The organism is Streptomyces sp. NBC_01241 (assembly GCF_041435435.1).
Taxonomy (GTDB): domain Bacteria; phylum Actinomycetota; class Actinomycetes; order Streptomycetales; family Streptomycetaceae; genus Streptomyces.
The window spans coordinates 37,677-58,991 of record NZ_CP108495.1; the positions used below are offsets into that span (position 1 = coordinate 37,677).

The following is a 21,315-nucleotide window of genomic DNA, read 5'->3' on the forward strand; positions in this document are numbered from 1 at the left end:
CTCCTCCACTCACGGGAGTTGTTAATGTCCCGCCCGCTCATGCCCGCGCCCCCCACCCACGTTCGGCGGACGCCGGGCCCGCCGGTCGACCTGCTCGCCCGCGTGGCCCAGCGCCTCCGGGAGGTGAAGCCGCTGGACGAGATCCTGGACGACATCGGCGACGTGCTCGGGAACCAGGCGCCACCGGCCGCCGAATGCGAGGACCTCGACCAGCGGCTGCGAGCCGACCTCATCAGGCTCACCCGGATCGCCCTGGCCGCGAGGGACGAGGACCCCGAGGTGTCCGCCCTGCTCCAGCGCACTGACCGGCTGCTGGCCGAGGACGTGCCAGCCGACTACCAGCTGACGCTCGGGTCTCTGCGCCGGATGGCCAGCACGGCCAACGACCTCCTGGAGCGGCTCACGGAGACCGGCAGCATAAAGGAGGTCGCGTGAACACCCCGCGCCAACTCACCTGGAACGGATGGCACGTCCCCTTCATCGCCCCCTGGAGCCGCGAGACCCCCCGGGCCGGCACAATCGTCCGGGCCCCCCAGGGGACCGGGATTGCCTACGCCGACGAACTCGCTGCCGCCGACCGCAGGAACGGCACCCTGTGGGTCCGCTTCCCGGCTCTTCGCGGAGCCGGGAAACCCAACCTGGCCGGGGTCCACCCGCTGCGCCAACGGCAGGCGATGAGTCACCTGCTGTGCCAGGTCTGCGCGAAGTCGACGTACGACGACGCGTTCAGCCGCCGGGGCGGTCGGCACCTCTTCCTCGTGCGAGCCGATAAGGGGCAAGCGATCCGCGAGGGCGAGACAACCGCGACACCGCCCATCTGCGACCCCTGCGCCACCGAGTCCGTCCGCGCCTGCCCCGAACTGCGCAAGGGGTATACGGCCGCCCTCGTCGAGCGCCCCCAGCCCTGGGGCGTGGCCGGCACCCTCTACGACCCGCGCACGCTCAGGCCGATGCCCGCGCCGAACACCCGCGACGGCCTCACCTTCGTGAGCTACGAAGACCCCCAACTCCCCTGGACCCTCGCGGCCCGCGACGTCGTGACGCTCCTCGGCTGCACCACCGTCGACCTCGACCGCCTGCTGGCCCACGGCGCCACCGCCTAGGACTTCCCGCACCCGAACCCCTCAAGGAGAGGCACCCTCATGTCGGAGACCACCGCGCATCCCGCTGTTGCTCAGTTCGGCATCCCGCGCCAGTCGACCGCGCCGGTCGAAGGCCGAGCCGAGGCCGAGCAGGTCGCGGGTACCCCCGCCAGGTGGGAACTGAAGAAGGACCGCGGCAGCACGACCGTGTGGAAGGTGACCGGCCCGACGGGGCAGTGGGCCCTGAAGATCGGCCGCAGCGAGGACGCGGCCGTCGTCGCCCGGGAAGCCGAGGTTCTCCGGCACATCGCCACCGTGCCCACGACGTCGTACGGTGCGCGTTCCAAGAGCGGCAGGACCTCCGACAGTGCATGGCAGCTCACGCCCTGGCTGGCCGGTCCGTCGACCTGGGATGCCTTCCGTACGGTCCGGGACGGCAGCGTGGACCGGTCGCAGGCCCTCGCGGCCGCCGTGGACCTGGCGGCCGCGGTCAGTGCACTGCACCAGAGCGGATGGGTGCACGGTGACGTCCAGCCCCACCACGCCATCCACGCCCAGGGCGGCGTGCGGCTGATCGGCTGCTCCTGGGCCTGGCACCTGAAGCTCCCGCCCTCCTACGCCTCCCACAGTGGGCTGCTGCACCTCATGTCCCCCGAGCTGATCCGCCGCGTGGAATCCGAGCAGAGGCCGATCGCCCCCAGCCAGCCGGACGAGACCTATGCCTTGGCCGCCGGCCTGTGGTGGGCGGCCACCAACTCGTGGCCGCTGGACTACACCCATCTGGGGATCGACCCGGCGACGTTCACGGCGAAGGGGCTTCGTGAGGTCCTCGTACGCCGGTGGCCTCCGCTCGGACGGATCTCCGCGTGGCCGCAGCTGGAGGAAGTCCTGCGGTCCGTGCTCACTGCGCGGCCGAGTGAGCGGCCCTCGGCGCTGCACCTGGCTCAGTGGCTTCGGTCCTTGCCGTCGTAGCCGTACACATCACCGCGCACGACTGAGGGGCCCGATGATTCGTCGGGCCCCTCAGTCGTGCCGAACCACACCCCTACGCCAGCGCGGCCTCCTTCGCCGCCTCGCTCGCGTCAGCCGATCGCTGCTGCCCGATGGTGAGCTCTTCGTCCTCCTGGCGCTCCCGGGGAGCGTCCGGGTCGAGCGCCTGGGCTTCCGCGGCGTGGTGCTGCGGCGCGGGCTCCGGAGCCGCGGCGGCCGCCGCGCGGCGAGCTCGTTCGGTCTCTGCCTCCGTCGCCGCACGTCGCAGCTCCGGCAGTAGCTGCTTGACGGCGGTACGCACCGCACCCGCCTTCATGAGGCCCTCCTGCTTTCCGTCGCCGTCGAGACCCAGCCCCGCGGCCTGGCCCAGCGCCATGTTGGCCCGGTAGGCCGCGCCGTTGGCCACCTGGGCGTTGGTGTCCAGCACTCTCAGGTCACCGGCGTGAATCTGTGCCACCAGGGCGTCCCGGAGCTGATCCTTCTTCGGCTTGCTGCTGGAAGCACCCAACGGCTGAACCGGCTCTGGCTGGACGGGGGCGGCGGCCGGGGAAGGCGCGGGTACCGGTGCCGGGGGGCCTATCGGACCGGCAGCTGCCCCGCTCGGTTCCGCTGCGACCGGGGCGGCGGAGGCGATCGGCACATGCCGGGCCGGAGCGGGACCGGGCTCTCGCGGTGCTTGGGGAGCGGGCACCGGGCGGGGCGTTTCCCTCGGAACAGGCCGGGGCTCTGCTCGCGGCGTTGTCTCCTCCTCGTCCGGCTCCGCGCCCGATGCTGTGACCGGTGCAGGGAGCGGAGTGCGGGAGCCGGGGGCGCGGACGTACTGCAAGGTGTCGTGCAGGTCCTTGCGCCACTGCTTCCACATCTCCCGGGGGTAGCCGATGAAGGGCACCCACAGCAGCAGGCTGTAGCCCCGCTCCGCGTTCTTCTTTTTCTTCTTCGGGTACTTCCCCAGGACCAGCTGCTCGACCTTCTTGAGCAGGGACTCCAGGAAGATGGCGTACACCAGGGGCGGGATGACCGCGACGAGCCGGCCGCCGAGGGTGGGCGACTCCCCCGGGGCGTGGGGGGTGTGCAGCAGGTTCATCACGGCCGAGGCCACGATGAACCCGACCAGGTAGAAGCGGGTCAGCTGGCTGGACCGGGCGGTCAGCGCCTCGAACAGCCGCAGCAGCGATAGGCCGAGCGCACCGGCGTCCAGCAGCAGCGCGAAGCCCGTTGCTGCGGTCCACGAGCCTCCATTGCGGTCGAAGGCGTACGCCTTCTGTGCGCCGAAGGACAGCCAGGCCGCGATGCCCGCGATGCAGAAGATGATGATGAAGGAGACCGAGAGGCTGATGACGGCGAGGCGACGGCGCCAGGTCTTGCGCCGCTCCTCCGCCAGCTTCTCGCGGTCCTCCGCGGACAGCTTGTCCTGCTCGCGCGTACGGCGGGAGCGGAGTACCAGGGCCACGATGCCGAAGACACAGAGCGCCGCGAAGCCGATGCCGGCAGGCAGCAGGAACTTCTCGTCCATCATCCTCGGGAACCCTTCTCCCTGTTCGCGGCCGGGGCCTCGGGCGGGATGGGCCTGCGGCTGATGTCCGCCGCCTGGTGACGCATGGACACTCCGATCATCGGTTTCTGGGGCTCGGGCTCCATAACCCTAGGGCGCGACACCCACAGCCCCTGATACCGCAGCATCCTCCTCCAGCTCCGCAGTCCCGGCGGCTTCTTTTCGGTCCGTCCGTCACACGGATGCGGGACCAAAGAAGTCGGTTTGGGTGCTGGTCGTACAAAAACCGGCGTCTAGCCCTTCCCGGGCAGTCCTGCCTCGGTACCCTCCGGGCCATGGACTGGACGATGAAGAACCCCCTCCCAGCCGAGGGACGAACAGTTGGGTTCGTGGGCAAGGGCGGGGGCTCCAAGTCGACGTCCCTGATCCACTGCCTGCGCTACTGGGGCGTGATGGGCATCCCTGCTGTGGGACATGATGCCGACGACTCCGACAAGAAGGCCGACGGCTCCTTGAAGGCGTGGGCCAACATGCTGCCGGTCACGGGCCCAGGACTCGGCTCTCCCGTCTACGGAGTGCCTGACGCGCCCTCGCTGGCAGCCGAGGTGAACCGCCTGCGGTCGCCCCACGGCATCTCGGCGATTGACACCAAGGCGTGGGAGAACGACCCGGCCAATCTCCACTATGCGACGATCCGGACCTCCGATTTGCTGGTCCTGGCGCTCTACCCCAGCGGGATGGAGACCTATCGCGGCGGTTCGATCCTCGGGGCCATGGACACGGTCGAAGGGATGACGGGGCACCGGCCGCGGCTGGTGTGTCTCCTGACCCGGTTCAACCCTCGTTCCAGCTCCGTCGACGAAGTCCGTAACGAGCTCGAAGCGGACGGACTGCCTGTGCTCAAGGCCCAGATCCCCGCCTCCGAGGACAAGCGCACCGGCCTTGCTCACAGCTTCGGGAAGATGCCCCGCCTCAAGGCCGACTCCCCTCTTCATCAACTCGCCAAGGAACTCGTCTTGGAGCTCGCCAAATGACAGCTCGTCCCAGCATGACCCGCAGCCCTCTGCGGGACGCCGCCGCCAAGGAGCCGGTGAAGGTCCCTGGCTTGGATGCCAACCGCTTCACCGGAACCAACGTCATCAACCCCGCTGTGGCCATCAAGGGGTCTCCGCAGGAGCGGCTCGCGCAGGTCACCGCTTTGCTGAAGGAGGCCAAGGAGAACGGCGAGGAGGCCGTCGCCGACATCAAGGCCGTCGGCGCGGTCAACAAGGGGCTCCTCCTGGCCTACGCCAAGGAAGAGGACCTGTGGCAGCACTCGGGGCACGCGAAGTTCGAGGAGTGGGGCGCCGAGGTCCTGGAGATCAGCACGAAGTACGTGCACCGTCTGGTCCGAGAGGCTGCCGCCCTGGCCAAGGTGGTGGCCCTGAACGATCAGTGTAAAAAAGTGCACCGCATCAGCCGCCCCTCCCATGCGGTCGTCATCGCGGCGGTCATCGACCAGTACGGCGACGAGGCGGCCTTGAAGGTGATTCCCAAGGCTCACGAACTCGCGGCGCAGCAGAACCGGACCCGCCCCACGGCCGCCCTCTTCGAGCAGGCGGCCAAGGAGCTCGGCTACCCCGTCAAGCTCATCAGCGACGACACCGACGACAGCCCCGCCGCTCTCGTCGCGCCTACGGCCGTCGTGCGGACCCAGCACACCCTGGGGCGCTTCACCACCGCGCTTGGCGGCGTCAGGGAGAAGCACATCGCGGCCATGTCCCGAAGTGACGTCGACGCCATCCGCGTCCAGGCGGAGGCCGCTCGCGCGCAGCTCGACCAGTACCTCGGCATCATCGACAAGGTGTATCCGAAGAAGGCCATCCCCAGCTCTCGCGCGGAGACGGGCGGTGCGGAGCAGCCCGAGGAGGTCCAGGACCAGGCCGTGGCCTGACCGGCCCGCAGCATGACGAAGGCCCCCGCCGCTGGCGGGGGCCTTCGTCATGCTGGGCTAAGCGGAAAGGCGTGGGGACCCGCACGCCACGGGACCAGTGGTCAGTGCGCAAACAGCCGCAGGGGAGACCGAGGTGACTGTCGGAGTGATGAGGGCGGTCAACTTCGCGGTGTACCCGTCGGGGGTGATCCCGGTCGACTTCGCAGTGCGCGGTTCCGACGGGTTCGATTCGCGGTCGATCGTCACGGCAGGTCCTCCAGCTCGATGTCCGGGTACAGCGCACGGAGCCGGTCGGGCTCCCCTGTGATCACCGGCCACTGCCTGGCGGCCGCCAGGTACGCGACGTGCCCGGCCGCGGTGCCGGCTTCGCTGTCGATGTTCGAGCGCAGGAGGCCCGCCCCGCGAGCGTCCGCCTCGTCCAGCGCCGCGACGGTCAGGAGGGGGAACTGGATGATGGCCGACAGGGCGTGCGCTGCATCCGGCTTCAGGTCGGCGTACGCGTCCGACAGGGCGGTGGAAGGGACGAGGAGCGGGATCACGCGCTGGTGCGCGACCGACAGCAGGGCCTGCATGTAGAGACTCCCCCGAGCGGCGGCCGTCAGCGCCGTGGTGTCGAGGATGCGGCCGCCGATCACGCGGCGCTGCTCTGCCCGGCGCTGGTGCTGACGCCGAGAGCCTTCGCCGCCCAGTCCAGGTGTTCAGCGGTGGGGCGCTCGCCGGGGAAGAGTCGTGCGAGTACGGCGTCCACCTCGGCAGCCTCCTGCTCGCGCTGGAGCAGAGACGTGATGTGCCCCGACACGCTGCTGATCTGTCCCGCGGCCTCCCGCTCCTTGAGCTGGTCGAGGACCTCCTGCGGAATCGTGATCGCCGTCTTCGCCTTGGGCGGGTTCTTCGAATCGGTCATACCTGAGTCATACCACTCCGTGACGCGCGAGGGGAGAGGTTCGCGGAACTCGTTGGCTGGAGCCAACAGGACTCGATACGCTCAGCTGTGCCGTTGGCTACAACCAACAAGAGGGGTTCCCGTTGACGACGTACGACGTCGACATGTTCGCCGCCGAAGTCGAGCACCTCGCGCGGCAGGCCGACCAGGTCCAGGGCGCCGATCGCGTCGAGCTCCTGGCCCGCGCGGCCAGCCGCGCCATAGACCCCCTGCGCCGCATCGAGCTGCTGATGCTCGTTGCGGACGCCGCGGGCCGCGCCGCTCACGAAGCCGCCGGGGCCGCCCGGCAGGGTGTGGGCAGACCGGAGAGCGCCCCGGTCACCTACGAGCAGATCGGTGCGGCGGCTGGCCTGTCCCGTGATGTCGTCCACCGGCAGCACACGCACGGAGCCGCCCTGTCGTGGCCGGCCGCGCGGCGCGGAGTGAACAACGGGCGGACCGGCTCCAGCCGGAAGGCGTCACCAGTCACGACGGAAGCAGAAGGAGAGACGACCGTATGAACGAGGACGAGATCGCGCGAGGGGTGGCACGTGGGCTTCAGGCGCACGAACAGCGCCGTGCGGAAGGGCAGGCCCGTTCCCTGCTCGCCGGCCTGGCCATCCTGGCGGCGGTGGCCGTCACCTTCATCCTGGTGGTGACGTACGGATGACCGCAGGCTTCGAGGTGCACCTCTTCCAAATCAACGGCCAACCCGACCCGACCGCCTGTTCCTGCCCCCGAGCCGCGTGCGGAGGCTTCACCAAGCTGCTCGACGAGTGCAGCACGCACCGTCCGCGATCCGGAGACGCTCCGATCATGGGCTTCAAGCAGGCCGCCCGGTGCTGCCCTTCGGAGCAGTCCGCCACGGCGTAAGGGCACACGGCGCGAAGGCCCGGACCGATCACTCGGTCCGGGCCTTCGCGTTTCCGGCAGGCGGGGAGATCAGCCGTCCGCGTCGAGGTCCACCAGCCCGGCCGCCGCGTCCAGGACGCTGGTCGCCTGCTCCGTGGTCGCTGGGGCTTGTCCCGTCCTCTTCCCGTAGGCCCGTGCCTCGCGCGCGACACCGCGCACGTACACCAGGAGGTTGGCGCGCTCGGAGGCGCTGCGGCGGTCGTCCACGGCTTCGGCGAGCTGCTCCCACCAGAACCCGTCATCGTCGGGGTCCGCGGGGATCTCTCCGGACTCGTGGTGCTTCAGCAGGGCCCGCGCGACTGCGTCCAGCTCTGCGTAGCGCGCTTCTCCGGCAGCGATGAACTGAGCCTCGGCGATGCGGGCCTCCATGGCCCGCCGGTCGATGAGGTGCGCGACCTGTGGCTGTCGCCGGTCGCCGGGGCGGCCGTGGACGGCTACGTACAGCCGCTTGCGGAGGTTCATCGCACTGCCAGGGTTCGGCTCCCCGAGCCGGTCCAGATACCGGAGGGCGAGGGCCATCTCCTTCCAGGAGACGCCGCCGGCGCGGGCGTCGTCGATCGCGGAGAGCTGGAAGGGGTCAGCGACGAGACGCAGCCACTCGGCCAGCTGCATCCTCAGCACCGCCGCCTTCCGGTACGTCTCCCCTTTGAGCTGGCTGGCGTGCTCCTGGGCGAACTGAAGCACGCCGAACAGCTCATGGTCGCCGGGCCAGCGCTCCAGATACGGCTTGTCCTTGCCGGTCTCGTGGTGCAGCTCGTACAGCCGCGCGGCCAGCACGAGGGGCTGCTCATCGGGAGCCTGCCGTACGGGGCGCGTTTCGCGGGCGGTCGGCGGCGGAGTCCTGCGGGGGCGTCGCATCGTCGTCTCGTGTCCCGGATCAGAGGTGCTTGGGCGCGAGGGCCAGGCGGTGGCTGTTCTCCAGCGCGGCAACGGCCTGCGGGGGGACGACGAGGATTCCGTCGAGAAGCTTGCGGGCCTTCGCGTACGCACTCCGTCGCTCGTGCTCGCTGCCGGAACCGTTGTCCAGCGCCGTGGCGAGGAGCTTGCGGGCCTGCTCGGCCGCGCTCCGCTCGATAGGGGGGAGCTGGCGCAGACCGGTACGGCGGGCGTGGTCGTCCGCCGCCTGCCATGCGGTCCGCAGTGCGGCGACGGCCTGCTGATAGCGGTCGAGGTCGTCACCGAGCCGGGCGTCGTCCGCCATGGCGAGAGCCTGAACCAGGGTGGCCGTCTCGGGCACGCTCACGTCGCTCAGCGACGGCCGGTCCAGCCACTCCAGGACGTCGCCGAGGTAGTCCCCGTACGCGGCGGCCACCGTGTCGTGTGAGCGCTCCAGGGCCTGCCGCCGGCGCCGCTTCGTGATGCGACGACGCCGTACGCTCCAGACTCCCCAACCGGCCAGCGCCGCCACCGCCAGGCCGCCGAGGGCCAGACCGCCCCACATCAGCACGTCGGCCAGGCCGCTGTCGCCGCCGGACTCGACAGGCTTCGGATCGCGGGAGGGCCCGCGGTCCGTCCCGCCGGTCAGGAGGGGGAGGACCGCGCTCAAGACGCCGCATCCGATGCTGAGGGCGGCACCCCGGAGGATCAGGCCCCCGGCGTTGCGGGCCATGTAGGAGTTCTCGGACTGCCGCGCCAGGGCGACGCCGACGCAACCGGCCGCGGCCGTGAGCACCCCGGCGCCCACCCCGAGCCAGAGCCCCCATTCGAGCCAGGCCGTGATGGTGTCGGTGACTCCGAGGAGATCCTTACTGGCGCGCACGCGTATGTCCTCCGGGTTGGGTTGGCGACGGGCTTGTCCCGCGCACCATGGTTCTCCTGAAAAGCTGCTCTGACCTGCGTGTTCTTGGATTGGTGCGCCCGCCTGTGGGGTGGTCGCAGTCCGTAGCGTACCGCCTCCAGCGCGTTTTTTTCCTACTAGGAAATAGCATGTACATGACGAATAAGTCGATCATTGGGTCCCGCGCATAACCGGAATTATGCGTGGCCTTAGCGATCTTGAAAATGGGCGCTGGTACGTCGCCGAGGTCGAGGGGGCAGCCCGATCCGGCCCCTCAATGTCGACGGCCCTGCCATGCTTGATGCTCACCGCGAAGGGAGTCGGTCGTGACCGGCGAGTCCGATAGCCCCGTCCTCACGATCCGAATGCGTTGGATGTTCGGCTGGGAGCAGCACCGGCCGGGTGGCTGCCGCTGCCTGTGCCGCATGTTCCACAACATCCCCGGTACCGGCGTCTGTCTCGCTGCTGCCGAGCCGGGACTGCTCATCCGAGTGGTGACCGCCACCCAGTCCGATGGGCCGCTGACCGTCTGCCGCGACTGCTACACGGCGCTGGCGCCGCTCGCGGACTGATGCCCACCCTCTGGCGGACCGTGCTGGCCGCACTCACCGATCCCGCCGCCGCCGACCGCGACCAGGTCCTCGCGCTCGGCGCCGCCGACCTCGCGCTCAACCAGGACTCCGCCGCGAGCTCCGGCGACGTGCAGGACATCGCCCTCGCAGAGTTCGGCATCGCCCTTGACCCGCGCACTGCAACGGCCGCGCTCACTGCCCGCCGGGCGTACCGCTCCGGCTGACCCCGGTGTAAAAATTCACACCGGTCGTGTCGAGAAGGCAGCCCCGCGACCTACCGGGTGGGCTCCCATGTCTCCGGGCCGGCGCCCCGCCACTCAACGAACCCCGGGTCGGTCAGGTCCACGTCCTCCGCTTCCTCCATCCCCGCCGCGGCGAGGAAGGCCCGGATATCCGAGGGGCGGTGCGCTACACCGATCGCGACGCCGTCGTAGCGGACTCGGCGCCAGCCGTTCTCATCAGGCGGATACACGACCAGCTTCGCGGCGGGGGTCATCCCCCCAGGCTCAGCCCTGTCCCTGCTCTCCGCACCTCGCGCCGCCCGACCGGGTGGCTGTCCGCTCACGCGAAAGGACCCGTACCGGAAGCCGGTACGGGGTCCTTCAGCTGTGGCCGTCAGCGGCAGATCAGTCGACGCCGGGCACGGCTACGGGGTTGTCGCCCAGGTAGCCGAGGCGGGCGTCGACGTTGGCCTCCGCCGTCCGCATCCGCTTTGTGTGGGGCCGCTCGGAGATCCGGCCGTTCTTGGTGACGCAGTGCTCGCCCGATCCGACGTGGCAGGTCTCGCACTCCAGCGCCAGGACCTCGACGTCGACCGCCGCGTCCCGCTCGCGCCGCCGCCGGGCCTGTGCCGCCTTAGATTCCCAGATCACCCGCATCCCCCTCATGGCCTCCGGGTACGTGGTCGTCTCCGCTCCCGGCATCCGGGCCCCGTGGGCGAGGTGGATCAGCTGTCGCGCGGAGGGCACGACGGCGGGCCCGCCGAAGTCCTCGCGGTCCGTGCCGCGCGCCGCGGCCCCCCATGGATCGCCGACGCCGGAGAACTTCGTGGCGAGCGGGACATCGCCCTCGACGATCCTGGCGAGCTTGCCGGCCTCGTCGCTGATCTCGCGCAGTTGCCCGGCCTTCGAGCGCAGCGTGTCGATCATCGGCTCCAGTTCGACCGGGGTGGCGGGCGTCTCGGCCGCGAAAGCGACCTGCCGCAGCCGCAGCTCGATCGCGGCGAGCTCCACCGCGATCTCGTCGAGCGTGATGTTGCGGCCCTCCATGAGGTGGGCGACGTCGGACTCCGCAGCGGTCTCGTGCGCGGTGTCGTTGTGGTTCAGCAAGTCTTCTCCAATTCGGGGGATGAGCCCCCTGGTACGAGATTTCGAGTGGTGGAGCCGGTCGGAGTGCCATCCCCTTCCAGCAAGGAAAACAATACCACCTTTGGGGCTTCTCGGTTGCGGTTCTGGGGTGATGGGGGAGTTGAGTGAGAGCGCAATGGCGGACGGGCCCGGCGCGGGCCGTCCGCCATGCGTGATGTCGGGGTGCGCTGTTCGTACGGTTCAGGCCCCTTCGAAGGTCTCGCCGTCCAGCTCCGAGCCGTCCGGCTCGTGCTGGAGCACGCTCGTGCCGTCTGCGGAGATGTCGATGTAGTCAGGCCGTTCCCGGCGGCGGGGGAGGAACTTGTCCAGCCAGCCCCTCGGCTCGACGTCGGCCGGGTACATGTCCACGGCCGCCAGGACGTCGAGCTGCTCCTTGGAGAGCAGTTCCGCCCAGTCCGACGGATAGATGGCGCTGCACCACAGCTGAAGCTCGCCCTGTTCGATCACGACGCTGAAGGGGCTGTTCCGCACGCCGGGCCGGTAGCGGATGCGGTCCTGCAACCCCGTGGCGGTGTCCCGGTTGAGATAGACCCGGGCGACGCGAGGACCTGCCACCCAGGGGTACGTCTCCGGCTTCGTCAGGATCTCGTCGACCCACGTGCGGAGCCCGAGAGGGTCGCCGACGGGGGCGGTCCGGCCGACGGGGGTCCAGGGGCGGCCGCGACGCAGGCGCGCGACGAGGTGCCCGTCGGTGTACTCCAGGCTCCCCCCGCAGTGGTGCAGGCTCTCCTCGCTCGTCCGGACGACGCCCTGCTCGATGTCGAACTCGATGAACCGGTAGTGCAGGACCTCGCGAGCGACCTCCTCACGCCAACCGAGTTCTTGCAGCAGCCGGAAGCTGTTGCTTGGCCCCGTGCCGCCGTACCCGGCCAGGCACTCCTCCACCCCCAGCAGCTCGCCCTCCGCGTTGCGCAGCAGCATGTTCGGCGCCGCGATCCGCGTGCCGTCGGCGAACGCTTTCGGGTGCCGGCCGGACTCCAGCAGGATGTCGGTCTCGGTGAAGGCCGCGGTCGCGCCCGTGACGTGACCGAAGGCGCCGCTCTTGACGTACCGCGCGGCCTCGGAGGCGGAGAGGACCGGGATCAGGCGCGTCGGGTCCACCGGGTAGGCGTCCCTCCCCGCCCGCTCGATCATGCTCTTGATCACCGGGTGGGTGACCCCCAACTCCCGGGCCAGCGTGCGCCGGCTGGCCTCGGCCTTGGCCTCCTTGTGGGACTGGGCGAACTCATCGAGCCCGGCGACATCGCGGTCCCGCTGTCGCTCCGCAGCGTGCAGCTCCCGCTTGAGGGTCTGCACCTGGCGGTGGCTGGTTCGGACATTGGTCAACCTACGGCTCAGCTCTCCCTTATCCATGATCGGAAAGGTAAGCTCTCGATGAGTGGAAAGCAAGGTATCCATACATGGAAAGGCTTCGGAGATTGGGAGTGAGGCGCGTGCGCGGTTCTCGCGGTTCGGCGGCCCACGAGGAGCAGCGAAGCGTAGGTTGCGGAGGGCAGGATGACGCGCGTCCAGGACGGTGCACACAGGTGAGTGAGATGGACTTCCAGCCGGTCGAGCGCTCTTCGGAAGAGTTTCAGCAGCCCCTGACAGCACGGGAGATCGAAGGGGTCTGTCGCCGGGCCTTCGGTCCCTCGGCCGTGGTGACCTCTGCGGTCGAGCTGGGCACGGGCATGTATAACAACGTCTATCGCCTGACCCTGGCCGGGCAGCCCCAGCCTGTGATCCTGCGCGCCGCGCCACCGGAGAGCCGCCAGTTCCGCAGCGAACACCAGCTGATGCGCAACGAGTACGCGAGCCAGCCCTGGCTGTCTGTGATCGCGCCGCTGATGCCGCAGGTGCTCGCCGCGGACTGGTCGCACGAGGTGATCACCCGGGACTGGATGATCCAGACCCACCTGGAAGGCGTCCCGGCACCGGAGCACCTGGGGACGTACCCGCGTACCGCGTGGCCGACGTTCTTCCGGCAGATGGGAGCCGTCACCCGCTCCGTGCACGACGTGCGGGGCCCACACTTCGGGCCCGTCGGCGGACCGGGGCACGGGACGTGGAGCGAGGCCGTGATCACCTCGTTGGAGGAGATCGCCGCCGACCTGGACGGCGCCGGCCTGGACGCGGCCGACGTACGGAAGGTCGCCGCAGTGGCCGCGCACGACCGTGCCCTGCTCGACGAGGTCACCGAACCGAGGCTGCTGACCGGGGACCTGTGGACCGTCAACGCTCTGATGGACCCGGCAGCCCCGGAGCCGGTGATCACTGGGGTGCTGGACTTCGACCGGACATGGTTCGGTGACCCGGCCGCTGACTGGACCATCCGCATGGCCACGGCCAAGGAGGACGAGCGGACCGCGTTCTGGGATTCCTACGGTGCGCCGGACCGATCGCCCGCAGCGGTGTGGCGGGCACGGGTCTACGAGGCCCGGCACCTGGGCGCGATCCGCCTTGAGCGCCACCGGCTGGCCAAGGTGGACGCGGTCCGCGACAGCTACGGCGCGATGGCCGAGGTGCTCGCCGGCCTGACCTGACCGGTGTTCTCCGGAGCCGGTTCCACGTGGATACGGACCCGCCGCAGGAGAGCGTCGGCCCGCTCCTCGACCTCATCGGCATCAAGGCCGGTGACCACGAACGACCCCAGCCGGTGACCGTTGGCGCCCGGCTCGCGGACGAGGCCGCCGATTGCCGCACGCCAGCGGACGAACGGAACGCCCGGCCCCGTCCGCGGGAAGCCGTAGAGCGACGTCAGCCGCCCGGCGTGCGGACTGGTCACGAACCGCACGGCTGCATATCCGAGGGCGGAAGGGGCGAGCGCGGCCGGACGGCCGAGGGCGACATCGAGCAGCGCCGCCCACACATCGATGCCCAGGGCGTGCTGGATCAGGAGCCCGATCTGCCCGGCGCCGAGGCGGGCGCCGATCTCGATGACCATGCACCGCCCATCCCCACTGACGATGACCTCTGTGTGCGAGGCCCCGTGCCTGATCCCAGCCGCGCGGATGGCCGCTTCCACCTCCCGGTACACGGCCGCCTGGATGGCCGGGGGTAGGGAGACGGGCAGGCTGTGGCCCGTCTCCACCCTCTTCGCGCCGCCGGTCACCTGCTTCCGGGTCACGGCGAGGTGCGTCGTGGCACCGCCCTGCGTGAAGGACTCGACGCTGTACTCCGTCCCGGCGGCGTACGCCTGGACCAGAAGGCCCGAGTCGCCACCGCTCCCATACATGCCCACTGACTCACGGGCGACATCGGCGGCCGCGCTCGCGCCGACCGCGTCGGTCACCACCGTGACGCCGGCGGAGCCCGCCCCGGACCGCGGCTTGACCACGCACGGGAAGCCGACCCGGGGGTCTGCCAGCGCCGCCCGCAGTTCAGCATCGCTTCGAACGAGGACCGTGTGCGGGGCGCGGACCCCGGCCGCCGTGAACGCCCCGGCCATGGCGGCCTTGTCCCGGGCCGCTCCTGCCCGGACCGGATCGTTGCCGGGCACCCCCAACTCGGCGCATAGCCGCGCGGCGAGTTCGGTCAGGTACTCGTTCACGGTCAGCACCGCGCCGACACCGCGGCGGCGCGCGAACGCGGCGATTTCGTCGAGAGCCCGGCCGGGCCGGGCGAAGTCGGTGACGACCCGCCCGGCCAGCAGACCCTTCAACTCCGGCCTGTAGTCCGCGTACGCCGCGGCGGTGGTCGCGGCGTGGACCTGGTGCCCGCGGGCGGCGGCCGCCGTGGCGAGGAGACCCGCCTCGGGGCCGGCCGCGTCCAGCAACAGCACGCCCGGGAGGCTCACGACAGGTAGTCCTCGAAGCCGCCGGTGCGGCGGGTGTCCAGCGTGAAGCAGTGGAAGCCGCCCCCGAACAGGCGCCGGTGCCGGTGCCGTACGGGCACCACGTCGAAGCCCTCGGCCTCCAGCAGCTTGACCAGGCCGGTGCACTCCTCGTTGACCAACACCGTGTGCTCGTCGACGGAGAGCACGTTGAGGTCGATGTACGGACTGGTGAGGACCAGGTCCTCGTAGTCGTCGTACACCGGGAACGCGCCCGCGTCCGGCTCCGGCGGCACGAGGTAGCGCCACGAGCGCAGCGGCTCGGGCATCAGGTCCCGGATGCCGTCGTGGCGGGCCAGGAAGACCCCGGGCTTCAGGGCAAGCACCATGCTGTCGATGTGGTTGTCCGCCATCCGCCACACCCGGTGGACGCGGTACTCGTGGCCGAGATGCCTCTCCAGCCACTCGGCACCCCGGGTGTGGTTCTCCTGCGCGACGTTGACGACCAGGTCGCGGCCCAGCCGCAGCACCTGCGCGCCGTCCAGCATCATCTCCACACCGACGTCGTACGGGCTCGGCCGCGGGTCCTCGATGGCTTCCGTCGGCCCGCCCAGGGTGGTCGCGGTGTCCCGGGCATACGACAGGTCGAACGAGTTGTCGGTGAGGGTCGGGCGGGGCATCGTCGTCCACCGCGCACCCTCCTCCCAGTAGGCATTGAAGACGGGGGAGAGGAGCCGGGTCTCCAGGTAGCGGGAGCGGATCGCGGGCGGAGTCTCGATGATCTGGTTGCCGAGGATCAGCGTGTTGTCCCGGACGTTCAACGCCGGGGTCGGGGCAGCCTCCCACCCCAGGCCCGCGATGTTCTTCGCGTCCGGGGGAAGGGGCAGCGGCCGGTGCACGGCGACCCCGAGACCGGCGAGGACGTCCGCCAGGGCCTCCACGTCCTCGTGCAGCTCCTCGGCGTACCGCGCCTTGATGGCCCAGCTCTCCCGGTGGCCGGCCGCCGCCTTCGTCAGGCGCGGATAGGCCCAGTCCGACCGGAAGCCCTTCAGGTTCTCGTGGTGGAACAGCTCGAAACTGACGTCGCGGTCGTGCCCTACGTAGTTGGCGGCGGACCCGACGATGACCTCCTGGAGCGGCGTGAAGTCGTCGTGACTGTTCAGGCGGGGCATGGGCGTTCCTCTCGGGAGTGCGGTGCGGGTCAGGGGGTGCGGGGCGCTGCGGTCACATGCCGGTCGGCAAGGGCGCGGCCGCGGCGGACCCGCAGGGTCAGGCCGGTGCCGTCCTTGTCCGGCTGGAGGGTGCGCTGCTCGCTCCAGCCGGAGAACCGGAACTCGGTGCCATCGGCCGGGACGAGGGCGAAGGTGCGCCCGGCGATCGTCAGGGCGAGGACGCCGTCGGCGCGGTCGATGCGGGCGGGAATGAGGGAGCCGTCCAGCGGGGCGGGTGCGTCGAAGTCCGCGAACCCGGACGGCAGCAGCGCCTCGTACGGCAGTCCACCGGGCCATGCGGGGGCATCGGCCGGGCTCGTGTGGTTGAGCAGGATCTCGCCGTGGGTCAGCAGGTCCTGCCAGGAGTCGGGGAACCAGGCTGCGAGGTCGGCGGTGAGCAGGGCGTCGATCACGACGTGGACCCGGGTCACCGTCTGGCTGGTGTTGCGCACCAGGTGCTCGCGGGAGAAGTCGCCGTACCAGCAGGTGCCCGGCTGCCAGCAGTGTTCGACGCCGTCCAGGACTAGGACGGCGCCCGGGTCGGTGACCACGGGGATGTGCAGGCGCACGATGCCCCGGTCCAGGCGGTACTTGGGGTCGCAGTGCGGGTTCGAGACGGCTCCCGGCCCCAGCGCCATCAAGCGCACTGCGTTCAGCGGGGCGGGGACCGAGTCCAGGACCTCCGCGAGGTAGGGCAGGTGGTCGAGCCAGCGCGTCGCCTTGAACGGCTCCGGCCCGGGGCCGCCCGGGTCGGTGCGCTCCGGATCACCGCCGAGGCTGCGCAGGGGCAGGACCCGCCAGTCGATCGCGGCGGGCTGGCCGACCTGTCCGCCGAAGGTATGGGTGCGTTGCACGTTCCAGGTGTGGGCGGTGACGGCCGCGAGTTCGGCGGCCAGCCGTTCGGAGTCGAAGACGGGAAGGAGCTGGGCGGCCTCGGCGGCCGCCGTGAGCGAGGTGGTCATGGGTGGACTCCTGGTCAGGAGGAGAAGGACACGGCGCCGGTGCCGATGTGCTGGCTGGCGTCGTAGGTGCCGGCGGGCACACTCGCGAACCGCGCGTCGAGCCGGTCGAAGGTGCCCGTGTAGCCCTCGGCGGGGTCGTAGGCGAGGCAGAACACGAACTGCACCGGCTCCCCGGGGCCCAGGGGGATGGCGGGCATCGAGACGATCACCCCGGTCCGGGTGGCCGGATCGTAGGCCAGGCCCAGCTCGTCGAGCGCGGCCAGGAAGGCGGTGAAGGAGGGCACCGACCAGGTGGGCGGGACGTGGTACTCGACCACCTGCCGGGCCGGGGCGGCAGTGACGTCGACGATGCCGTGGGCGATCGACTGGTAGATGTGCAAGGACCCGGAGACCTGGGCGTTGACCTCCGTGAACACCACGCTCCCGTCGGGCAGGACCAGGGCGTCCGCGCTCAGGTGCCCGCGGTAGCCGAACGCCCGGTACGCGTCGGCCAGCAGGGCCCCGCCTTCCAGCAACGCCGCTCGCGTCGGCTCCGTGACGCCGTCGAGCGGCACGACCTGGTGGCTCAGGCGCCGCCCGACGTACAGCAGGCGCCCCGTCTCAGTGGCCCGGGTGCCGCCGTCAGAGGCGTAGTGCTCGGAGTACACCGCGTCGGCGCCGGGCGCGAACTCCTCGATGACGACCGGCCAGCGGTCTTCCCCGCTCGCCCACGGCCACCGCTCGGCCCAGTACGCGGCTATGCCGTCCGCGCCCGGGGCGAGGTGGTGCAGGTGCCGGGCACCGACGTGATCCACGGCCATCCCCGGGTCGCGTACGAGGAGCTGGTTGCCGACGCCGGCCCCGTTGTGGGCCTGCTTGACCACGACGGCCCCAGACGCGGAGTCCTTCAGCAACGCGCCGGTCGCTTCGGTCGCTTCGGCGAGGCTGCGGCAGATGCGGCCCGGCAGGATCGGCACCCCGGCCGCCGCCGCCACGGCCCGGAAATTCGCCTTGTTGTTCCCGATCTCCCCACCGCCCTGCCCGAAGAACGCCGCGCCCGGGAAGCGGTCGGACAAGCCCAGGGCGTCGGCGAGCCGCGCCACGGCGGCCGAAGGCCACAGCGCGAACACCTCGCTCGCCGCCCCCGGCCCGGCCGGACCGAGCGCGGCCCGCACCTGCTCCACGAACGCGGGCACGGTCAGGGAGGAGGGATCAAGTAGCCGGTCCCCCCAGGCGCCGGGCGGCGCGGTCAGCACGGTCACGTCCTCGCGCTTCACGCCGGTGTGGGTCAGGGCGTAGTCGACGAACTCCGCATCCGGCTCGCAGCACAGGATGAGCAGGTCACCCGGGCGAGCGAACCAGAGCAGTCGCTGGGTCCAGGCCCGCATGTCGTGGCGCTCGCGGATGGACGGATCAATGTGGTTGCCGATGAGGATGCGCACAGCGGACTCCAGGAGGTGAGCGGAAGTCAGGGGAGGAGGAGAGCGGGCAGCGTGTCGAAGACCCGCATGGTCGCCGTGCGGCGCCGCACCCCGTCGCCAGCCGCGGCCAGCCGGGCGGGATGGTCGTTCAGCGCCGCGACCAGGGCGCGCAGCCCTGCCTGGGCAACGGTCGTTCCGATGCAGGCGTGCGGCCCCCATCCGTAGCCGAGATGAGGGTTCGGGGAACGGTCCAGCACCAGCTCGTTGGCCCGCACGAAGGCATCCGGATCGCGGTTGGCCGCCGCGAACAAGGGGACGACCTTCTGCCCCGCCTTGATGTCGACGCCGCCGATCCGGCAGGGGTACACGGCCGTGCGGGTGGTGCCCTGCACCGGCCCGTCGAAGCGCACCAGCTCGTCCACGCCCGTGGCCAGCAGCGCCGGGTCCCGCATCTGTTCAAGGGCTCCGGGGTGGGCGAGGAGGGTGTGCACGGCGTTGCCGACGGCAGCCGCCATCGTGCTGTAGCCGCCCTGGAACATCACCCGTGCCGTGTTCTTCACGTACAGCCGACTCGGCGCATCGGAGTCGGGAGCCGCCGCCTTCCGCACCTGGGCCAGCAGGCCGGGCCGGGCCGAGGCCGTGAACCAGGAGTCGACCAGGTCGCTCAACTGCTGCCGGGCGATGCGGCCCGGCTCGACCAGCGCCGGGTTGAGGCCGCCGTCCATGCTCCGCATGATCGCGTCCGACACCGCGGCGAACTCCTCGTACGGCGGGGGCTCGACGCCGAGCAGGTCGGCCACGACTGCCACGGACAGCGGCACCGCAATCTCGGCCATCACATCGAACGTGCCGACCCCGGCCAGCTGGTCGAGCCGTTCGCGCAGCAGCCGGCGGGCGCGGCTCTCGACACCGGTCAGGTCCTGGGCACGCAGCGCGGTCATGAACAGCGAGCGGACGTGGCTCTGCTGCGGGGGATCGAGCGTCTGCACGCTCAAGGACGGCTCCGGCACCGTGCCCCCGGTGCGCCGCGGGTCGCGGGCGAAAGACGCGTGGTCGCGCAGTACGCGCACGCTGTCCGCGTACCGGGTCAGCGCCCACGAGCCCATGCCTGTGTGCCAGAACACCGGCTGACGGTCGCGCAGTTCGGCCAGCACCAGGTACGGGTCGCGCAGGATCTCCGCGGCCAAGGGGTCATAGCGGTCAGTCACGGACGGCATCGCGGGTCCTCTCCAGAGCGGGAGAGGCGGGCCCGCCGCAGCAGGCCCGCCCCGGGGGTTCCTCGGAATCAGTGGTCGTACGACATGGCGACCCCTCCCTGTGCGTCGGTGGTGGTGGCGTCCGGCGGTGATGAAGGCTCCGGTCGGGCCCTCGCTCGCCAGGCGGGGGAGACGCAGCCCGGCGAGCGGGACAAGGCCGTAGGGAACGGATTCGTCGCCGCGCTCCGCCCGCTCACGCGGGGTGCCGGGCGGAACACGACGAGTACAGCGGGCGCCAGCCCCGGGGCACAGAGGAAACCCCTATCCCCGCCCTATCCCCGGTCTTCTGGAACGGCTCTCCCGGGCGCGGAGAGGGTGGTGCAATGGGTGGGTGGACGACGAAATCCGCCACCCCCTCGCGCACGCCAGGAACGAGCGCGGATGGTCGCAGGAGGAGCTGGCCCGCCGTATCCGGCAGGCCGCCGCGCGTCGCGGCCTGCGCTCAGGAACCAGAGGATCGCGGGTCTCCAAATGGGAGACCGGCCGCGCCGAACCCGACGAAGACGAGTCCCAGCCGCTCATCGCCGAGGTATTCGGCATCGACTACGCGGCCGTCGCTCATCTCGGCTGGCCCAACTGGCTCCCGGGCCAGGACATGCCGCTGCCCTTGGGGCCGCACAACGCCGTTCCCTCACTCCGAGAGGCCCTGATGACCTCCCTGGACCGCCGGTCGTTCATCGCCTACACCAGCGGATCGCTGGCCGCTCTCGCCCACCAATGGGCCGTCACCGAGCCAAGCCGGTTTGCACGTTTCGCCGCCCCCAGTGAAGTCGATGCCGAGATGCTCGACTGGCTGGAGGGGACCGGGGCGGAGCTGATCCGCCTCGCCACCGAACGCAGGCGCCGAACCCGCCATCTGCTCGACGCGCACCTGAACACCGTCACCGAGTTCATCAGCGAGTCCCGCTACACCTCGGCCGCCGGGCAGCGGCTGCACACCCTGGCCGCTTCTCTCTCGCAGGCCATCGCCTGGCAGCACTTCGACGAACGCCGCCACGCTTCCGCCGGCCGCTTCTGGCACGCCGCTCTCCACAACGCCCACACCGCCCATCAGCGCGACCTCGGCGCGGGCATCCTCTCCGACCTCGCGTACCAACTGCTGTGGCTCAAGGACGCCCGCACCGCGGCGGCCATCCTCGAACACGCCATCCCCCGCACCCAACACCCTGCGGCACGGTCCCTCCTTCACCTGCGCCAGGCCCGCGCCCTCGCCGTCCTGGACGAGAACGGTCTGTGCCGCCGGGCCCTCACCGCCGCAGAGAAGGCCCTCGACACTCCTTCGTACGACCCGGCCCCTGCCTGGTGTTCCTGGATGTCACACGCGGACCTGGCCGCAGACAGCGGCCGCTGCCTCGCGGACCTTGGTCAGCACCGCCAAGCCCACCAACTCATGGACGAGGGCATTGCCCTGCTGCCCGTCACCCGCTCCAAGACCAGGTCCGTGTTCCTGACCTACCAGGCCGAGACCTACCTGCGGGACGGCGAACCCGACATCGCCGCCGAGACAGCCACACGCTCCCTCGACCTCGCCAGCCGCATCGATGCTCCCCGGTGCGTGACGATGATCCGGGACCTGGAGCCGGAGCTCTCGCGGTACGCCCAGAGCCCCCCTGTCGCCGAGCTGCTCGAACGGCTCCGCGCTACCGGCTGAGTGGAAGCCGGAGCCGAGGCCCTGCCGCCCCCTGCCT

24 protein-coding genes are annotated in these 21,315 nt (G+C 70.7%); 11 read left to right on the plus strand and 13 right to left on the minus strand.

All coding sequences use genetic code 11. The features are described 5' to 3' along the window. Positions 1–24: 24 nt before the first annotated feature. The 3 genes from OG306_RS40370 to OG306_RS40380 are packed head-to-tail and all read left to right on the plus strand — an operon-like array spanning position 25 to position 2,054. A complete protein-coding gene (locus OG306_RS40370; RefSeq protein WP_371666325.1) occupies positions 25–435 on the plus strand; it encodes a DUF6415 family natural product biosynthesis protein in 411 nt (136 codons plus the stop codon). Next, positions 432–1,103: a hypothetical protein gene (locus tag OG306_RS40375; RefSeq protein WP_331720839.1), complete on the plus strand. Its 672-nt coding sequence runs from the start codon at positions 432–434 to the stop codon at positions 1,101–1,103. Before OG306_RS40370 ends, OG306_RS40375 begins: the two co-directional genes overlap by 4 nt. A 39-nt stretch (positions 1,104–1,142) precedes the next feature. Then, positions 1,143–2,054: a hypothetical protein gene (locus OG306_RS40380; RefSeq protein WP_331720840.1), complete on the plus strand. Its 912-nt coding sequence runs from the start codon at positions 1,143–1,145 to the stop codon at positions 2,052–2,054. Between the two features lie 73 nt (positions 2,055–2,127). Here the strand turns inward: OG306_RS40380 and OG306_RS40385 are convergent, their stop codons facing one another. Then, complete coding sequence (locus OG306_RS40385; protein ID WP_331720841.1) at positions 2,128–3,588, minus strand: DUF2637 domain-containing protein; 1,461 nt, start codon at positions 3,586–3,588, stop codon at positions 2,128–2,130. A gap of 311 nt (positions 3,589–3,899) precedes the next feature. Between OG306_RS40385 and OG306_RS40390 the strand changes: the two genes are divergently transcribed. Then, positions 3,900–4,598, plus strand: a complete 699-nt coding sequence (locus OG306_RS40390) for a hypothetical protein (protein ID WP_331720842.1) — start codon at positions 3,900–3,902, stop codon at positions 4,596–4,598. A 14-nt stretch (positions 4,599–4,612) separates the two neighbouring features. Further along, positions 4,613–5,497 carry a hypothetical protein gene (locus tag OG306_RS40395; protein WP_331720843.1) on the plus strand — a complete coding sequence of 295 codons (885 nt, stop codon included), beginning with the start codon at positions 4,613–4,615 and terminating at the stop codon, positions 5,495–5,497. Between the two features lie 242 nt (positions 5,498–5,739). Here the strand turns inward: OG306_RS40395 and OG306_RS40400 are convergent, their stop codons facing one another. Both OG306_RS40400 and OG306_RS40405 read right to left on the minus strand, forming a co-directional pair. Next, entirely contained in the window at positions 5,740–6,132 is a 393-nt protein-coding gene (locus tag OG306_RS40400; RefSeq protein ID WP_331720844.1) for a hypothetical protein, read from the minus strand. After that, positions 6,129–6,401, minus strand: coding sequence for a hypothetical protein (locus tag OG306_RS40405; RefSeq protein ID WP_331720845.1), 273 nt, complete (start codon positions 6,399–6,401; stop codon positions 6,129–6,131). The genes OG306_RS40400 and OG306_RS40405 overlap by 4 nt, the downstream gene beginning before the upstream one ends. 122 nt (positions 6,402–6,523) lie before the next feature. Here OG306_RS40405 and OG306_RS40410 point away from each other — a divergent pair, with 122 nt between their 5' ends. Both OG306_RS40410 and OG306_RS40415 read left to right on the plus strand, forming a co-directional pair. Then, complete coding sequence (locus OG306_RS40410; RefSeq protein WP_331720846.1) at positions 6,524–6,940, plus strand: hypothetical protein; 417 nt, start codon at positions 6,524–6,526, stop codon at positions 6,938–6,940. Next, positions 6,937–7,089: a hypothetical protein gene (locus tag OG306_RS40415; protein WP_331720847.1), complete on the plus strand. Its 153-nt coding sequence runs from the start codon at positions 6,937–6,939 to the stop codon at positions 7,087–7,089. The genes OG306_RS40410 and OG306_RS40415 overlap by 4 nt, the downstream gene beginning before the upstream one ends. Positions 7,090–7,361: 272 nt before the next feature. On the opposite strand, the gene OG306_RS40420 is transcribed toward OG306_RS40415, so the two are convergent. Together OG306_RS40420 and OG306_RS40425 are read right to left on the minus strand one after the other, a co-directional pair. Then, entirely contained in the window at positions 7,362–8,189 is an 828-nt protein-coding gene (locus OG306_RS40420; RefSeq protein WP_371666326.1) for a hypothetical protein, read from the minus strand. A 19-nt stretch (positions 8,190–8,208) separates the two neighbouring features. Beyond that, complete coding sequence (locus OG306_RS40425) at positions 8,209–9,090, minus strand: hypothetical protein (RefSeq protein ID WP_331720849.1); 882 nt, start codon at positions 9,088–9,090, stop codon at positions 8,209–8,211. A gap of 344 nt (positions 9,091–9,434) precedes the next feature. On the opposite strand from OG306_RS40425, the gene OG306_RS40430 reads away from it, so the two are divergent. After that, entirely contained in the window at positions 9,435–9,680 is a 246-nt protein-coding gene (locus tag OG306_RS40430; RefSeq protein ID WP_371666328.1) for a DUF6372 family protein, read from the plus strand. Beyond that, a complete protein-coding gene (locus OG306_RS40435) occupies positions 9,680–9,904 on the plus strand; it encodes a hypothetical protein (protein WP_331720851.1) in 225 nt (74 codons plus the stop codon). The genes OG306_RS40430 and OG306_RS40435 overlap by 1 nt, the downstream gene beginning before the upstream one ends. Positions 9,905–9,954: 50 nt before the next feature. Here OG306_RS40435 and OG306_RS40440 read toward each other — a convergent pair whose 3' ends face one another. The 3 genes from OG306_RS40440 to OG306_RS40450 form a co-directional block, all read right to left on the minus strand. Further along, entirely contained in the window at positions 9,955–10,176 is a 222-nt protein-coding gene (locus OG306_RS40440) for a hypothetical protein (RefSeq protein WP_331720852.1), read from the minus strand. 130 nt (positions 10,177–10,306) lie between these two features. Continuing rightward, positions 10,307–11,008, minus strand: a complete 702-nt coding sequence (locus OG306_RS40445; protein WP_331720853.1) for a zinc finger domain-containing protein — start codon at positions 11,006–11,008, stop codon at positions 10,307–10,309. Positions 11,009–11,227: 219 nt separating this feature from the next. Next, positions 11,228–12,400 (minus strand): hypothetical protein, encoded by a 1,173-nt coding sequence (locus tag OG306_RS40450; RefSeq protein ID WP_371666329.1) that lies wholly within the window; start codon positions 12,398–12,400, stop codon positions 11,228–11,230. 182 nt (positions 12,401–12,582) lie between these two features. Here OG306_RS40450 and OG306_RS40455 point away from each other — a divergent pair, with 182 nt between their 5' ends. Beyond that, positions 12,583–13,569, plus strand: a complete 987-nt coding sequence (locus OG306_RS40455) for a phosphotransferase family protein (protein WP_331720855.1) — start codon at positions 12,583–12,585, stop codon at positions 13,567–13,569. On the opposite strand, the gene OG306_RS40460 is transcribed toward OG306_RS40455, so the two are convergent. Genes OG306_RS40460 through OG306_RS40480 form a run of 5 tightly spaced genes read right to left on the minus strand, consistent with a single transcriptional unit; the run spans position 13,530 to position 19,588 of the window. After that, positions 13,530–14,822, minus strand: coding sequence for an ATP-grasp domain-containing protein (locus OG306_RS40460; RefSeq protein ID WP_371666330.1), 1,293 nt, complete (start codon positions 14,820–14,822; stop codon positions 13,530–13,532). The genes OG306_RS40455 and OG306_RS40460 overlap by 40 nt on opposite strands. Further along, complete coding sequence (locus OG306_RS40465) at positions 14,819–15,970, minus strand: glycine amidinotransferase (RefSeq protein ID WP_331720857.1); 1,152 nt, start codon at positions 15,968–15,970, stop codon at positions 14,819–14,821. The genes OG306_RS40460 and OG306_RS40465 overlap by 4 nt, the downstream gene beginning before the upstream one ends. A gap of 29 nt (positions 15,971–15,999) precedes the next feature. Continuing rightward, the gene (locus OG306_RS40470; RefSeq protein WP_331720858.1) at positions 16,000–16,971 is read right to left on the minus strand and encodes an aspartyl/asparaginyl beta-hydroxylase domain-containing protein; all 972 of its coding nucleotides are present in this window, start codon (positions 16,969–16,971) and stop codon (positions 16,000–16,002) included. A 14-nt stretch (positions 16,972–16,985) separates the two neighbouring features. Continuing rightward, positions 16,986–18,392 carry a peptide ligase PGM1-related protein gene (locus OG306_RS40475; protein WP_331720859.1) on the minus strand — a complete coding sequence of 469 codons (1,407 nt, stop codon included), beginning with the start codon at positions 18,390–18,392 and terminating at the stop codon, positions 16,986–16,988. A gap of 26 nt (positions 18,393–18,418) precedes the next feature. Continuing rightward, positions 18,419–19,588, minus strand: coding sequence for a cytochrome P450 (locus tag OG306_RS40480; RefSeq protein ID WP_331720860.1), 1,170 nt, complete (start codon positions 19,586–19,588; stop codon positions 18,419–18,421). A gap of 370 nt (positions 19,589–19,958) precedes the next feature. Here OG306_RS40480 and OG306_RS40485 point away from each other — a divergent pair, with 370 nt between their 5' ends. After that, positions 19,959–21,278 carry a helix-turn-helix transcriptional regulator gene (locus tag OG306_RS40485; protein ID WP_331720861.1) on the plus strand — a complete coding sequence of 440 codons (1,320 nt, stop codon included), beginning with the start codon at positions 19,959–19,961 and terminating at the stop codon, positions 21,276–21,278. The last annotated feature ends 37 nt before the right edge of the window (positions 21,279–21,315 follow it).

Excerpts from the sequence above, each read along its gene's own strand:
- OG306_RS40370 (WP_371666325.1), top strand. The coding sequence starts at position 25 with ATGTCCCGCCCGCTCATGCCCGCGCCCCCCACCCACGTTCGGCGGACG.
- OG306_RS40380 (WP_331720840.1), top strand. The coding sequence starts at position 1,143 with ATGTCGGAGACCACCGCGCATCCCGCTGTTGCTCAGTTCGGCATCCCG.
- OG306_RS40385 (WP_331720841.1), bottom strand. The coding sequence starts at position 3,588 with ATGATGGACGAGAAGTTCCTGCTGCCTGCCGGCATCGGCTTCGCGGCG.
- OG306_RS40390 (WP_331720842.1), top strand. The coding sequence starts at position 3,900 with ATGGACTGGACGATGAAGAACCCCCTCCCAGCCGAGGGACGAACAGTT.
- OG306_RS40395 (WP_331720843.1), top strand. The coding sequence starts at position 4,613 with ATGACCCGCAGCCCTCTGCGGGACGCCGCCGCCAAGGAGCCGGTGAAG.
- OG306_RS40405 (WP_331720845.1), bottom strand. The coding sequence starts at position 6,401 with ATGACCGATTCGAAGAACCCGCCCAAGGCGAAGACGGCGATCACGATT.
- OG306_RS40415 (WP_331720847.1), top strand. The coding sequence starts at position 6,937 with ATGAACGAGGACGAGATCGCGCGAGGGGTGGCACGTGGGCTTCAGGCG.
- OG306_RS40420 (WP_371666326.1), bottom strand. The coding sequence starts at position 8,189 with ATGCGACGCCCCCGCAGGACTCCGCCGCCGACCGCCCGCGAAACGCGC.
- OG306_RS40435 (WP_331720851.1), top strand. The coding sequence starts at position 9,680 with ATGCCCACCCTCTGGCGGACCGTGCTGGCCGCACTCACCGATCCCGCC.
- OG306_RS40440 (WP_331720852.1), bottom strand. The coding sequence starts at position 10,176 with ATGACCCCCGCCGCGAAGCTGGTCGTGTATCCGCCTGATGAGAACGGC.
- OG306_RS40450 (WP_371666329.1), bottom strand. The coding sequence starts at position 12,400 with ATGGATAAGGGAGAGCTGAGCCGTAGGTTGACCAATGTCCGAACCAGC.
- OG306_RS40455 (WP_331720855.1), top strand. The coding sequence starts at position 12,583 with ATGGACTTCCAGCCGGTCGAGCGCTCTTCGGAAGAGTTTCAGCAGCCC.
- OG306_RS40465 (WP_331720857.1), bottom strand. The coding sequence starts at position 15,970 with ATGCCCCGCCTGAACAGTCACGACGACTTCACGCCGCTCCAGGAGGTC.
- OG306_RS40470 (WP_331720858.1), bottom strand. The coding sequence starts at position 16,971 with ATGACCACCTCGCTCACGGCGGCCGCCGAGGCCGCCCAGCTCCTTCCC.
- OG306_RS40480 (WP_331720860.1), bottom strand. The coding sequence starts at position 19,588 with ATGCCGTCCGTGACTGACCGCTATGACCCCTTGGCCGCGGAGATCCTG.